This window comes from Novipirellula galeiformis, assembly GCF_007860095.1.
Classification (GTDB): Bacteria; Planctomycetota; Planctomycetia; order Pirellulales; family Pirellulaceae; genus Novipirellula; species Novipirellula galeiformis.
The window spans coordinates 258,073-274,779 of record NZ_SJPT01000001.1; the positions used below are offsets into that span (position 1 = coordinate 258,073).

Here is a 16,707-nt window from a genome sequence, read left to right on the forward strand (position 1 = left end):
CCGGATCAAAGGCTCGCGAAGATTTGGTCGAGCACGGATGTCTCTTCTTTCTCTTCACTCGCCGCCGTCGTGTCCGCAGCCAACGTGTCGACGATCGAATCGAGTTGTCCGACCGCGACGTGATCGAAGACGCTCGCCTTGGTTGACTCACCTTCAGGAGCGATTCCGGTACCCGAATTGTGGTTCACCGTGTTGGAGGGGCTCGCGTCGGCCACCAACAGGTCACCGACCGCGGTCGCTCCAGAGGCGTAAACGCCGTTAGCGGTGGGCACGTAGTTCGTGACCACTTGCTCACCCGATGCCCCGAACGTATTTCGGTTCAGGTTGAGTTCGTTAATCACGTTGAGTGCATCGGAAACCGTCACCACACCATCGCTGTTGGTATCAGGGAACGGTGGCAAGTCGGTCGGGGTTGCTTGATCCAAACGGATGCTCGAGGCTCCCGCACGATTGAGCGAGTTGATGATCTGTAACGCATCGAGTGGAGTGACGACGCCGCTGTTGTTGACATCGTTACGGTGGATCGGATTGCGGAACGGATTGCTCGAGACGAAGATTTTGAAGTCTTCGACTTCGCCATTAGGCGCGAACCCGAGTGGTCCTAGGTTGCTGTCCCCGCTGGTTCCAGCGTTGTCGCCGTTGATTCGGAAGCGAGCATAGATCTCGCCGACCTTTGCATTGCCCGGGACGGCCACGTTGAGCGTGTTGCCAGCACCCACTCCGACGATCGAACGGCCGCTGCCGACCGAACCAAAGCGTTGCACTTCGCTTTCTTCGAAGACTCCGTTGCCGTTCCAATCGAACCATGCGTCGAGGTAGAACACCCCCGGTGCTTGTAGTGGTGTCGTCTCCGACGGATCGGATGGCAAGTTGATGTCGACCAAGAAGGTGGTCGTGAATCCAGGGCGTACTGCACCGTTGACGCGAACGCCATCGTCGAATCGATCCCCGTCGGGAAGTTGAGCGTCCGAGTCCGGAGTCACTCCACGTCCGAGGTACAGGTTCGAGATGACATTGTGCCGTGGTCCACCGTCCACTTGAAGCGATTTGTAAGGCGCGGGAGCATCGCCGTAATCGACTCCGTTTCCAGTGGAATCGTCTCCGCCACCGACAAACACGACCAATTCGGTGGTTCCGGACGCGGTGTTGCTTTGCAGCAAGTTGCCGACATCGTCGCGGATGATCGGTTGAGCGACCGATCCGTTACCGGTGACTGCTCCGACGCCATCGATGATCAAGCGGTTGCCAACGATCGAGACTGTCACATTGGGAAGTCCGATGCTTTGGATCGCCGCGCGATAAAGCTCGGCGACCTCTTGGATCGTCGCATCGATCGGGATGACCACGGGGGTCGTGGCTTTTTGTCCCGCCGATGAAAGCAGTTTCAGAGTCGTGTTGCTCAGGTCGACTGCATAGTTTGCATCGCCGCCAAGCGTGACGCGACCGTCACCGATATTTTCAGGGGCCAATCCCAGACCCGCACCGGCGATGGCTCGTACGAGTGCATCGGCAATGCTATTGAGTGTTGCGTTGGCACCGATTTCAACGGCGATGGCACCCGGAGTGCTCACCCCGCCACCGAAGTCCAATTCAAAGGTTCGGATCAGGGAAGCACCGCGTTGGATGACAAACGTTTGCCCATCGGTAAGGTCATCACTCACGGCGGCCAAGTCGTTCGGAACTTGCAACCCGAATCCTACCGAGGTGCCGATCGAAGGACCGCTAATCGTGTTGCTCACGCGGATCGACGCGGATTGAGTCGTTCCATTGGCCAGCGGTGAATCGGCCAGGATCACGACGCGATTGTTCAGCACCGACGAGGTGACGTTCAATCCCGACAATTGAATCTGAGCGTTGAGGGCTTCGGCCAATTGTTGTGTCGAGTCGGTGGCCACCACGGGAACGAGAATGCTGTTGATGTCGTTTTGAGTGGCATCGGAGTCAAACTCGAATGTCAGCGAAGTGGTGCCGTCAAAGACCGTCACGGTTTCGCCATCTGCCGCACCGAACAGCGCGGACGTCATGGTGAAGGTCGTGTTGGTCACCGTCACGGTGAACGCATCGCTCAGCGGGGTGGCCGTTGCCAGCGTTGAACCCCCAAGCAATTGAATTCGATTTTGCAATGCGGTGGCGTCCAGATTTAGCACGGACGCATTGATCGCATCGGCAAGTGCCGCGGTGAGTTGCTCGACGCTCAGCGAGGTTGCAACCGGAATCGCAACGGAGTTGTTTAACCCACCGTTGCCGTTGAGTTGACCGTCGGTGTCATATTCGAAGGTGATTTCTCGTTGTCCGTCGAAGATGGTGATCGATTGCCCGTCAATGTTGTTGCCGAACAAGGCTGGCGATACCACTACGCTGATGCCGGTATCGGCTTCGAGCGTTGTGAACGAGCCATCCAAGCCAATCACGGTTGTCAACGCACGATCGGTGTAGGCCGATCCCGTTTGCACGCGAAGCACCGCATCGCTCGAGTCGAGCAAGCGAATCACGTAGACCGAGTTTTCTTGCCAAACGCCTGCCAGCGGGGTCAAGCGAATGACATTGTTCGATGGATCGTAGCCGAATCGATAGTCGATCCCTTCGACAAGCGTTTGCTCGGACTCTTCGCCAAGCGTTTGATCGAATCGAGTGACCAGGATGGCATCGCCTGTGACGCTGTCGTCATCAATGCCCACACCTGGGGTTGGATCCGCACCGGCGATGCCGTCGATCAATTGAATATCGAATGCATCGAGAATGTCTCCGCGGCCGGTGACCACTTGGCCACCATCGAGTCCGAGATCTGGAGCTCGTGGTGCGACCAAAACGGCACGTGGCCCCACTTTGTCGGCGCGATCTTCGGCACCACGGTCCTTGAAGACGCGTTCGCCGATACCGGAGGGAGTTTCGGCCGTCGGATCATCCACTCGCAATTGACCATTGACGTCGAGGGTCGGAGCAATGATCGGGCTGGGGGGCAATCCAATCGCACCGCGTACCGTTTTCAGCGAAGGTCGGTCTTCCAACGAATCGATCGAGCTGTCGATAATCGGGGTGCCGGCTCGAGGCGTAAACACCAATTGAACGGGATCGACAAAGAGTTCCTGTGAATTAGGAATCTGTTGCGCGAACGTACCGCGTGAATTCGTTTGACTGCTACGAGCATCGGTTGCGTTGCGGTAATAACTCGTTCCACCAATCACGGTTTGTAAGCTGCTGTTGTCCACCGCGATCGCGGTTTGCGAGTTTGCGATCACATTGTTTAACAGCGTTGGAGCGGCGCCTTGTTGGACGACGATCCCTTGGCTTCCAGGAACATAGATGTCCGCAGCCACCGTCGACAATGCGCCGATGGCATCGATGTCGGCACCCACGGCACCGGTGGTTGAGGTGCCTTGGCCGAGATCGGTCAAACGCACAAATCCAAAGCGATCTTGTGCATTGAAGCCGTACGCATCCAAGTCGATCGTGGCATCAATGCCTGCAACAATGCCGACATTGATAAAGTTGACGCCATCGCGGCTGACCGCAACGGAAACCCCTTCGATCGAACCGGTTTCGAAAATGATCAAGTCCGGGCGTGCGTCGCCGCTGCCGGTCAAGAAGTTGTCGGTGAAGCCCACGGTGAGCTGGCCGCGACGACCTAACGATGTCGTGAATTCGCCGTCGACAGGTTCTAAACCACGGCCGACGACATCGGGAGCTCCGAGTGCCTTGAGCGGGTTGTCAAAGCCAGCCGATACATTGGTACCCGCGGTGTAGCTGACGACCACATCGGCAAAGGAAATGTCTCCCTTGTCAAACAAGATGTCGTTGAAGACATCCGGGAACGTCTCGTCCGCTCGGTTGACGTTTCCGCCCACGATCGTGTTGTTCAAAATGCGATCGAAGGCAATCGGATTGCTTTGCGTACCACCGTTGGGACCGAGTCCCGTGATGCGAACGCCCGCGTTTGCATTGAACGCGAGCACATTGCTCTGCACCACAACACCCGGAAGCAAGTCGTTGGTGTTGAGCTCGACAAGGTTGCGAGGGTAGACGATCGCTGCTGGGAATTGGTCAGTTTGATCCACACCTTGGACACGCGATTCCGCACCCCGGTTCAACTCGATGCCGGCATCGGCGTTGAACAGGAAGCGGCTGTTTTCAATGATGATCACCCCTTGGTCGTTGCGATCACGATTGGAATCGCCGCGGTGGTCAAAGAGTTGGATCGTTTGGAATGCCGTTCCACGATCGGTAATCGTGACGTCACCGTAAACGTTGATGCGGCTATCGATATTGCTACCGTTGGCACCCGTGGCGGTGATGTTCAGGATTTGACGCACCGTCGTTGCGCGAAGTGCATTGATGATGGCCGTGCCGACTTCCACTGCGGTGGCGGATTGGCTGACCACGATCGGGATCTGTGAAGTCGGCGAATTGAGCCCGTTGCTGACCCCATTGGCGTCCAACAAGTCGAACTCGAACTTCAGCTCGGCACCGGCGGCACCAATCGAGAAGGTGGCACCATCGATGAGATCGTTTCCGGAAAAGGCGGTCAACGAGTAACCATTGGTCAAACGGTCATTGGTATCAAAGGTGCGGAATTGCTCACTCTCTTCGCTCGAAACGTACTCGCTGGCATCGCGGATCTCGAGCTGGTAAGCGCCCGTGACGGTCGGTTGAGCCGGTCGTGGTGTCGAGGTAAAGAATCGCGTTCCATCTTCAACGAAGGTTTCGTTGGTTCCGACGGCACGAGAGTTTGTGGCGATTTCACCACGCTCGGCGAATCCGATAATGATGTCGTCGATGAAGACGCCTTCGTGATTATTGTCGGCGGTTCCCGGAAGGAATCCAGCGGCAAAGCGATCGCCGTAGCGAAGTTGGTCGTTCACGAAGGGGCCGAAGTCGTCGATCGACAGGATGCCGGTGCGTACCGATGCTCCCGAGGCAGGGACGAACGAGGTGTCGTTTCCACTGAATCGCTCGGCAAGTGATTGCGAGATCGACTCGGCCACTTGGGACGCGGTGTCGAATCGGCTGACCCGAATCGGCGAGCCGGTCAACACGTCTTGGCCGCTCGTCACTAGCAAGGTCGGCGACGAGGTGGTGATCGAGGCGGTACCGTCGACTTCGATCAAGCTGCCGTCGGTTCGTGCGGAGATCGGAGATAGGAATTGCACCGAGACCGTGTACGAGTCGATTTGGCCCGTGGTCGCGGTTCCCGCGATGCGGGGGTCGTAGCTTTCGTTACCGATTCCGCTGATGCCAATGAAAATCGGCCCGTTGACGGTCGCTGTTAATTGAACCGTGTCGCGTTCGAGATTGACGATCCCCGACAATTCGTTGCCATTGGCGTCGAAGAATCGAACCGCTGCGTTGAGGGTCGGGTTGGTCACCAAGTCCACATCCACGAACAACGTGGTGCCTGCGGTGACGTCCGCTCGCACGAGGTCGACATCGTTCAAGTTCGATGGAACTCCGAAGGCGTCGACCGATCCGATGCGGCCGCTGCCATTGATCGTGGCGTTGCCGCCTGAGTATGGCAGTGGGGTCGCTTGGTAAAGCAAGTCGTTGCGTTCCCCGATGCCACCCGGGATGTCCGAAGGATCCGAGAAATTGAAGTTGTTCGTCACGTTGTACTGAGGCAGTGGCAATCCCGCTGCCAACGAGAACGCCGCAGCGATCTCCAATTGAGTCAATTGGCTTAGCGTCACGTTCGATTGGGGGTTCAGCAGGTTGACGCTGATTTCATTCGTCGCGACGGGACGGGTTCCATCATTGAGGATGAACGTTTGTCCGGCATACTCAATGACTTCTCGGTAATCGGGGTCGGCGTAACGAGCCGCCAAAACGGTGCCCGAAGGAACCAATCGTTTCAAGTCGACCGTGTCGGCAATCAACGTCGCAATCTGGCTCGCACTGAGATCAGCGAGCGTGGTTCCCGTTGGTTGGCTCGACAACAGGTCGATGCGGATTTGGCCTGCGGCCACCGGGCGAATGCCATCATCGAGTACGTAAGCTTGTCCATCAACGGTCAATACCGCGACCGCATTCGGGTCGGCGTCATACAACGCCGCGAGTTGTTGGCCGGTAGGTGCGTTGACCGCAGGAGCCAAGTCGATGGCAAACGCTTCGCCGTTGACGACGAGTTGCGAATTTTCGACAAGCACATTTCCAGCGACTGCGCGAAGCGAGGGAGTGCCCGTGGACGTTTTACCCGCCGTCGAGAACTCGATTCGCATGCTCAGACCCGATTGTCCTGCGAACGCCTTGAGGGGGACGCGTGCTTGACGCCATGTTCCCGTGTTATCAAAGAGGCGTTGGACTTCCGTATCGATATCGTCGTCATACAACGAGCCTGAGAGGAAGTCGTTCGGCAACGGATCATCGAATTCATCGTCGCTGGAGAAGTTTTCGCGATCTCCCGGACGGAGGGTATTGCTATTGGTTGCGACCAGATGCTCGACTCCGTTTGCGTCGACAATGTAGACACGTAGCGAATCGCGAGCTCCGTTGATGTCATCGACATCGTCGGTGTCCAAGAAGTAACTGAAGTACAGCGTGGGCAAATCGGTTGACGAATAACCGGCTAGGTCAAACGTATTACTTTGCACCTCGCCCTTCGCTCCGCCAGGCATGTTGTAGGTATTAACAATGCTGGATCCATCCAATCGCGTTCCGTTGGGATACTCTTGGAAATTAGCGTAGTTTTGGTTGAATTGGTCGATGTTTTCATAGTTAAAGGCAAGGCTGTTGCCGCCTTCGGTGCTTGGGCGCGTGCCACTGAAAATGTCTCCAATGCCGTGCCCAGCATCCAAACCGCGTCGTTCGGTGACGTGCCACAGGTTGTAGTCAAGGATGCTGAAGTCCAAGCCCAGGGCACCGCCGATGCCCGTGGAGATCATCGAGCGACCGCCCGCGAAGACGGGTTGCAATTCGCCACGCGTGTTGAAGGCGTAGATTTCGCCGGCGCCGGTCACGCCGAACAAAATTTGACGTAGTTCGCCATCTTCGACGCTCGCCGGACCTGCACGTAGTCCCGTGAAGTTGATGCCGACCAAGTCCGTTGCCGAGAGCACATATTGTCCGACGGTACGGTTTCCGACCGCACTGCCTAACTCGCCGCCCGAAACAACAAACAATCCGCCGGTATCGGTAACCGCGTAGAGGTTGTTGTTGACCAATTCGATTCCGGTCACGGTGCCGCCGGTGGGCAAGCCTCCCGCACTTAGATTCCCGGTGGGCTGGCTGCCTAAGCTACTGGCCGGATCGCCGATGAAGCCGCCGACGATACGAACCGAGTGAGCATCGGTGGCTCCCGCATCAATGAATGCGTTCACATTGGGCAGGTCGCCAGCCGTATTGGCTTGGGCGACCGCGAGCACGATGCGTTGTGCTACGGTGCCCGCGGTGTCGGTTGGGAACAACGGAATGCGGAAGTTGCCGCTTTCGACCCCTGGGGTTCCGCTCAAAACCAAGCTCGTCGTGCTGGTCGTCGGATTGGTTTGGATCGAAACCGTTTCGGCGGTTGGTAGGGAAAGCTGGGAACCGGCAGCAGAAACCGAGATGCCCGCGTTGCGAATGGCCGAAGCCAAGCGATCGATTAGCGCCTCGGGACCGAGGTTCGGAGAGATCACCACTGGAATGTTGGTGCCCGTGACATTCGCGGGGTCACTGACAAACTCAAACAACTTCGCGGTTTGTCCGGGCAACTTGACCAAGACGGTATCGCCAAACGGAATCGTTCGAGCGACTGGCAATCCATCGGGACCAATGACGGTCGAATTGTCAATGCTGAGGGTGAAACCTTGGTCGAATTCGAAGGTGACCGTTTCTAATTGGTTGGTCAGTGTGAAACGGTCGCCATCAAACAGACTCGCAACGGCGACGCCAGACGAGTTCACCTCGGTGGCCGCAGTGAAACCGAGTTGCAACGGTCGAGCCCCCGTTGGAGCGGCGGTGTCGATTTGACCGATTTCGCGACGGCTGGTTCCTGCACCAGGGATGCCCGCATCGAGATTGAAGTTACCGCCGTTGATCAGACCGGTGTTCTCATCAAATCCGTACAGAATGTTGGTGGTGTAGGAGAGTCCCGCACGCGGGAACGGTCGGTTGCCAACCAAGAAACCGGTTTCCGCATTTCGGAATTCTCGGATCGTGATCGCTTCGACTTCCAAACCATCATCACTGTCGACATCGAGTACCGTGATCGGGTCGGGTGCCGGAGTGCTGAGGTGATGGGTGGTGATGCCGCCACCGACCGTGATTGGAGTTCCCAATGCGGCGGTCGAGGTATCGATGCTGTAGTAGCTCCAAGCGGTATCCGATGGGGGACGATTGCTAAATCCAGTATAGGCAAACAGTTCGCCGTTACTACCGAAGGCAACGTCACGAACTTCGTCGCCGAAGCCGCCGAGGAAACCACCGCTTTGGGTGTTTGAGTTGTAAGTCGCTCCGGTGTAAGGGTTGACCAGGAACAATCCGGTTCCAGTATTGACGTACAACATGACGTCATCGAACGTGTAGTCGATGATCGAATTTTGATCAAACAGGACCGGGACCTCCGGCGCGCTCGCCGTGCCGTAGACCACGGGGAAGTCGAAATGCTCTTCGACGACTCGCTTGACCGAATCGATCGGCTCGAGTCGCAACAGAGGGTTGGTCGAGTTGGGATCAAAGAATTGATCCATCGGTTGAGGAACGCGTTGTTGGTTCGATACCGCAACGTAATAAACCCCTTCGGACAACTCGGCCGAGCCGATGAACGGGTCGCCTGTGCCAAACGATCCACGCGATAGGTCTTCGGCGTTGGCGCTACCGAGCGGTTGGTCGTCAGCGATATTGCTATCGGTTCCTACCAGGACCAATTGGCCCGCTTCGTTGAAGACGTAGATCGCGGTGTCGGTGCGTGCCAAGCCGTCGGCGTAGTCGAGGTCGAATGCCGTGGCCAGATACATCGCGGCATTGTCGCGTGTCAAATTCTCGTATTGGATGTCGAATTGATACCAATCCACATCGGTTAAACTCTCGATCACTCCACCGATCGTTTTGGACAACCGGTCACTCGACAATGGACCGTTATTTCGAGCGGCAACGAGCACGGGATTTCCCGCGGCATCCACCACGGGGTTCCCTGCGGCATCCAGCAACGGCACGTCTTGATTGTCGATCGCAACCGAGTACAAACCGAGCCGCTGAGCCGCTCCCAAGGTCTCGTTGGCGGTATCGACTTCATACTCGTCACCCGCCAATGGGCTGTGAATTGGGCCGCCAATCACTTGGATCCCATTCACGGCGAAACGCACATCGCTGAATCGCACTTGGGTGCCCGCATGTTCATCGGTTTCTTGCAATCGCACCTGCAACTGGTATGCACCGGCAGTCAAACCGCGACGCAAACTCGATGGTACCGAAGCGGCTGATTGCCCCGAAACGACTAGCGATTGATTCGAACCCGATTCCACGCTGCTGCTGCGGACTCGCACGTGGTACAGGTTGCGTTGTCCCGCTTCGCCCGGCAATACGATCCGCATGCCGGCGTCGCGTGGGTTCGTTGAAAATAGATCCTGGTGATCTTGGGTGGTCACATTCGGATCATTCGGTGCGATCAAGTTCAGCGACCGCGCGTTGGCGGTCGGGAAACGTCCATCCGGTGCAACCAGTCGGCTTTGTGTGCCTAGGGACTCGGCCATGGAGTTGTCCGACAGCACCAAGGTGTTGCCGTTGGCATCGATTAACTCAATGATCGTGTCGAGTCGCAAGTCGGTGCGGTCAATGTCGAGCCAAACTTGAGTTCCCGCTTCGCCAATGAACGAGTACACGTCGATGTCGCTCGGTTGGCTGATCGCACCATCCACGATGAAGCCAAGTCGGCGATTTTCGTCGCCGGAACGTTCGTTCGGTGCCAATTCCCCGAGGTATTGGGATTGGCCCGGAGTGGGGTTGGTGTCTGAAACCCCGACGTTGCGAGGCTCGTTTTCGCTGGTGATCGCAACGTTTCGGTCGGCTGCCGCTTCGCGAATCGTGATCCCGTTCCAATCGCCACTCCCTTCGATGTTCACCGGCAATTGGATCGCAAACGGATTGGATGGGTCGCTGGGGATCCATTCAATAAAGCTAGTCACCTTGGCGCGATCTTGAGCGGCATCGAGCGTCCAAGCAAAGCTGGTGCCAATGTCGGCGATCCCGCCAGCCACGGTGGCATTCGGGAACAACGGGCTGTTGGGAACCGGTAGCAGCGATTGATCGACGTCACCAATCACGGTGAAGTCTGTGTTTTCGGTGTCGATCGCGTTCAACAATCGACCTGCACCATCGGCCATCCAACCATCGTATTGGGCGTTGAATTGGTTCGTGCCATCGTTGCTGTAAATACCCCCATGGCTGAATCCAACTCGCGACGTGCCATCGATCACCGCCGCTCGGAAGTCTTGCTCGCCCGGAACGCCAACACGATACAGGGTGTCTTGAGTTCCGGTCCCGACGTCCCCGTCGAGATAGTTGATCACTTGGATATTCTCGATGATGTTGTCACCGAAGTCACGATTGTCCGGGGTAAAGAATTCCACGGTCGTGTACATCACCGCCCGGTTGTCCAGGAAGAACGTCGTCGCAACCCAGTTCACCGGCCGTGGATCGGATCCAGCGACCGATACTAGCATGTCAAACGTGCCTTCACTGACGACCACGTCGGGTGAAATCAGTTGGGCAGGACGCGTGATCGTTGTTTGGCTCAAACGGAAAGTGGTGTCCGCGAGATATCTCGCTGCAGCTCCGACCGGCGCCGGGACGACATAATCAATGTCGACAATGGTCGTTTCAAGAAACGTATAGTTCTGTTGCTGTAGTCGAGTGCCGGTGTTTTGGTCGATGCCCGATACTGAGATGTTCGTGACTTCGTTTCCGTCTTGGACCGTGCCTTCGAAGAACCCGATCACATTAGGATCGATATCGTTGTCGATTCGCGTTCCGTTGTTGACTTCGCGATCGGTGCGGTCGTACTCAGGTCCGACGGGAAGCCCAGGAGGGGTTGCGGCAGAGCTTGTTTCGGACGACAGAATCGACGTGCGAATGCCATTCGAATCGGTATCGAGCGAAGGTAAACCGTCCGGTCGGAAGCCTGCTCCGATCGTATCGTCGACCAATGCGGTGAGCACCACGGGGAAGTCGGGGTGACCGACAATTTGCAAGCTGCCGCCGATGCGATCGGCAATGTCTTGGAATTGGTCTTCGGAAGTTTGTAGACTGCCTCCCGCGACGATGCCGGCGGTGACGCCATCGAATTTAACCACCAAACTTCCGCGTGCATCGCTTTCAAGTCGCATGCCGCCGTAGATATGCTGATTGGGAATCTCGATGGTGTCGCGAACGATGTGCACCATATCGACATCATCAAACACGACTTCGGTGGCGACAGCGCCGCCCCGAACTTCGATGCCATTGAGGCCAAATTTGTCGGCGGCATCGGGATCGTCCATCGCTTGTGCCGAGCGGTTGCCTTGGATCAAGGGACCGCTGTTACCGGTCGAGCGAACGACATCGATCTTACCGGTGCTGCGGCCGGGATCGGTGACTTCGTTGAACGAAAAACTGTTGACGTCAAACGTGCCAACCGGTCCATATCCGTCGACGAAGGTGTTGTTAACGATCACCGGCTGCGATGCTCGTACGAACACGGTTCCGCTGGCATTGTCGCTGCGGCCACCGCGATCGGGGTCATTGGGATTGACGAACTCACGTCCATCTTCGTTGAGCTCCAAGCGACTGTTCGCCAGGCGAAGATCCCCTTGATGTACTTCGATCGCGTTAAAGCTTGCGAAGCCACCAGGGATACGTGCGATCCCGCCCGCACCCGCGATCACCGCGTGGTCAATGGAGGCGGCGCCGCCAAATCCGACGTAAATGCCCGCCCAATCACCCCGGTTGAGCGTGGTGTTCGTATTGGTGCTGTTGGTGTCAAACGAGCCTCCGGCACCGTAACGATTGTCCGACAAACCGGTCATAACGATCGGACGTTCGGTCGTGCCTTCCGCGTAGAAATTGGCGCCAAAGGTGACGTCGATTCGAGCGCCTTCAAGCTTAATGATGGTGCCTGGGTCGACCGTCAAACCGGCATCTGGACGTGCGGTCCGTTGGCCGGTCATCGTCGGCAACGCGGTCGTGCCGGCTACCGCGGTGTCGATATAAGCGGTGTCGCTCGCGTTCAACGTTGCGACGAGCAAGTACGGTCCATCGCTGCCGTCGGCTTGAACGGTGGCTCGGTACAAAAGGCGTGAGTTGAAGGAGGAGGTGCTGGGGACCGTAGGCAAACCGGTCAATTGCAAACCGCCATCATCGGCCAGGGTAAATGCCGCAGTCGGTTGGCTGGGGTCGCTTTGACCGCCGCTAGAATCGGCGAAGGTCATGCGGTAGCGATACGATCCCGCAACGAGATTGCCGTCCAATGGGTCGCCTGCGGCGTCGGTGGCCGATCCACGAATCAGTAAACTGATTGGCGCGTCGACCGTTTGCAATAAACCACCCGCTGAGCCGGCGATTTGCAGATTCTCCGTCAAAACGTGCACCACATCGGTGTCGTCAAACCGTGCATTGACCGTTAGCGGTTGCAATTGGTCGCCGCTGCGCGTGGTCACGCGAACAAACAAACCATTGATCGAGTTTTCGACGATTTGGTTGCCGCGAATGTGAGGACCCACTCGCTTGTAATCGGGAGTGAAGGCCATCCCGGCAACCGTCGGGATCATGAAGCGTGATTCGGCAAACGTGTCGGGCGTCGCCGACATGGCGGCGTCCGCCGACTGACTAATCACGCTGTTGATGATCGTTGGACGCGTGACGGCCATGTCGATCGGGCTGACCACCACTTGGCGACCGTCAACGGAGACTTGACCACCTCCGTAGCGAAGGTCGGCGAATTGAATGTGATTGAGGAAGATACCGGCATCTTCGCTAAACACACGCGACTCATCGGCGGAATCGATTTCGCCGCGGAAATCGATGCCTCCCCAATCCCCCTTCGTAGCGCTATCGGGAACTGCAGGGTTAAGGTCGTCATTGAAACTGGTAAAGACAACGCTACCGGGAACCTCTTCACCGTTGGCGTCAACGATCACTTGTCCATTGGAGCCGACCAAGGTTGGTGTTCCTAAGATTTGCAGCGAAGATTGGCTTTGGTCGACCAACGGAGCGGTGCTGCCAACGCTGACTCGGCTGCGTCGCATCTTGAAAACCGCCCCCGCGTCGATCACCACATTGACGCCCTTGGGCACAATGATCGAATCGCCGTCGGGTAGGGTGACGCCGCGATTGTCTTGACCCACTTGATAAGCAAAGTTGTCCGCCAACGTGCTGACATCACCGTCCACGCCACCGTTACCGACCACGCGAATCGTGTCTCCCGGTAATGCGGCCGCCAACGCATCCTTCAAGTTGACGTAAGGATTCGGCGTCGAGCGGATCAAGTCGGGGTTGGATGCCGCTTTATCGACGAACAAGGTGGTGTTCGGATCGTTGGGGACGAACCAGAAATCAAACAATCCACCGGGGGTGCCGTCGAGATCGCCATCCAACGCGTTGCCCGAGTTGTCCGTAATGCCATCGGCACCCGCGGCTCGGAACGCCAGCGACAATTCGTACGCACCTTCGCTCTTGCCACCAAATCCACTGTCCGCGATCGTGGGGTCGTAAGTGGTGTTGCCCGATGCACTCACGCCAACCGCGTAGGTGCCCTTGGTTAAGTCCAGTTCGATCAGCGAGTCTGCGCTGAAGTAATCATCATTTGCGGCAATCTCGCTGTATTTGCCTGTCGCCGGGTCTTGCTTGTACAAACGCAGCGCGGTGTCCAGCATGCTGGCGTTGGGAAGCCGCTCGGCCATCGTTTCGATGCTGATCCGGCCGGCTTGATTGAGCGTGAATTTGTAAACATCGACATCATTGCTCTCGGGACGATACAGGAATTGTCCGTTGACAATGTCCGCAACGCTCGGGAATGCAGGTTCATTGTCCGTGCCGGGATTCAAGACCGACGCCGTGCTTTGGGTCACCGGTTGGGCCAGGTGATCGGCATAGCCGTAGCCTAGCAATTGGCCAATCGCCAGGAATGCACCGCGGAAGAATTGACCGCCGAGTTGGTCGTCCGTGGATTGGTCAAAGTCTTGGAAGTCCAAGACCACCAAATCATCGATACCGTCCAGGTTGCGGTCACGTGTGGCCGCTACCACCGATTCAGGCCCTGTCGTGAGCACCGAGCCATCGGGATTGCGGATCGCCGACGCGCTGTTTACGCGAGGATCCGCTCCATACAACTCACCGACCGCGATCGAGAACGATGCTTGGTCCGTTAAGCCTCCATCGGTTTCGACAAACTGAACCCCAAGGTACTCGCTGAACAACGACAGCACTTCGCGAACGCGAGACTTCTGTTGCTCGGTGATCAGATTGAAGTATTCGCGAGACTCATCGATGCCCGCTTTGTTGGGGTCATCCCCCAACCAACTATTCACAAAATTGTATTGGAATACCGCGATCCCCGAGTCGGAATCGGCGCCACGACGAAAGACGTCCAACGGAATCGTGCGGTCCAAACGCGATGGATCCTCAGGACGCAGATTGCGTATTCCCGGAGCCCCAGCACCAGGAAGATTCAAGTTGTAGTCGGTCGTGTTTCGGATCTCGCTCGTCAAACGCGCCGATTGGATGCCCGCGTTTGCGTTGCTGTTGATCGTCCAGGTGTTGGTTAAGTTCAGCGCCTGAGAGAAGCTGTCCTTGGGATCCGAGTTGACCGGGATCTGCGTTGGGGTGACGTTGATCGGTTCACTCGACCCGATTCGCAGCCGTGCTGCTCCCTGGAGGAACGTATTCCCATTGGTAAGTGGATCGGGCACGCGCGACAGTGCATTGGGGAACTCCAGCCGGACGATTTTCGTCAAGGGATTATAAACCGCGGATGTCGGCGTCACCGAAAAATCATCGTTGCTGGTCAACGTATCGCGAGTGTAGATCAAGCGATAAAACTCTTCACGCTCAAGTTGAACTCGGTTGACGTCGCCACCGTCGACATGAACCTCGATCACGTTCGGAGCCGAATTCAGCGTGCCATCCGCCGCCCGAGTGACCGGTTGAGGAACCACGGCAAGGACTTGGGGACCCCCGTTAACGGTGAACTGGCCGGTGACACTCATGCCATCGTTAAAGTACTCGCCATCCTCGTTTCGCAATCCCAAAGCGCCGGCGGCGTTGATGTCGATGCGGTAGGTGTCATCGGGAAGGGTTTCCGCAAATCGGAATACAACTTCGCGTGGGGAATCGCCCAGTCCAACGTAACCAGGTTGGATCACCGAGTCGCTCGCACCACTTAATGTCAACGGCGAGTAAAACGGATTGCGATTGCCCATCAATGTCGAACCGCTGCCGACCTCAAGCGATGCCGTCACCAAACTTGACGCTTCTTCGTTGCTGTTGAGCGACGTCAAAAATTGGTCGACGGTGGTTTGGAAACCCGGCGTCGAGTTGACTTGAATCTCCACCGTGTTTCCATTGACCAACACCAATGGCAATGCGGCGCCACCAAAATTACGCTGCTTGACGATGATCTGGGTTCCCGTACCGGCAGCGCCCGTTTGCGTTGCCGTCACGCGTATCCGAGTCGCCCCTTCGGTTCCCAAGTCGGTGATCGCCTGAGCCGCATTGGCCCCTGTCAAAACGACGTTGCGACTGGTGTCGACACTCAACCCAACTTTGGCCAACGACGGACCGCTGACTTGTTGAACGTTGATGAATTGACTGACCGAGGCCGCGTTGTTGACCGCACTGACCAAATCAGCCACCGTGGCAGGACGCCCCGGCGCACTGTTCAAATCGATCGTGATCACCGGCTGAGCCCCCGATGCATTGACCGAGGTCAAGACGGGGAGCCCGTTGGAGCCGCGGTCGGTTTTCGCGAAGATGATTCGCGTCCCGTTTCCGGACATGCCGCTCGCCTCGGCACGAAATTCAAGTAACACCGAACCGTTGGTGCCCAAGTCGGTCGTCGCACTGGCCGAGTCAAAGAAACCATCGCTTCCCGCGCGAGTAATCGTGATGCCTCCCAAGCTTTCAGGAGAAATCACCGCGTCATCATTGAACCGGAATACCAGTTCACGCGGCGACACCTTCAGCTCAGGCATGCTGTTGGGCAGCGTATTGGTGACCTGGGTTTCGAAGTCACGAAACAGATCGCCCTCGTTACTCTGCACCCCGATTAACTCGGGACCGGCAAGTAATTGTCGCGTTTCTAAGGTTTCCGACAACAGTCGACGTTCTTTTCGTCGACGCTTGCTGCGCAGACGATCCGACAGATTGCGAACTCGTTTCTCGATACCGTCTCGAACACTCGATTTACGGTTGGTCATCAAACAGCCTCTTATTCAGTGCCAATGGCAATGGCAAAAATGTGTTTTGGTAATCTGCGCAAAACTTTCCAACTGCTGGCACACGACGTTTCGCGGTCAATTCAAACCAAAACGTCGTTTTGCAGTGCCAAATTCTTCGTCTCGCAAGGGAAGACGGTTCCAATTGGCACGAATTGGTCGGAATGGCAATGTGGGAAAGTTGGCGAATCTGGGGTGGCTTTACGCAGAGCCTGTCCTGAATTCTAGTTGTGGATTAGCGTCAAGCAACGAAAATCGTCTGCGGTACGGGGTTTAGGTGAGGTTAGCGCAGTTGTAACCCGACCTAAGTTGCCCTCGATTCTCGGCGATGTTG

Annotated in this window: 1 protein-coding gene; it reads right to left on the bottom strand. The window is 56.9% G+C overall.

The genetic code is table 11. The features are described from left to right. Positions 1-5: 5 nt before the first annotated feature. On the bottom strand, positions 6-16,355 hold the full coding sequence (locus Pla52o_RS00905) for a beta strand repeat-containing protein (RefSeq protein ID WP_231611997.1): 16,350 nt from the start codon (positions 16,353-16,355) through the stop codon (positions 6-8). Between the last annotated feature and the right edge of the window lie 352 nt (positions 16,356-16,707).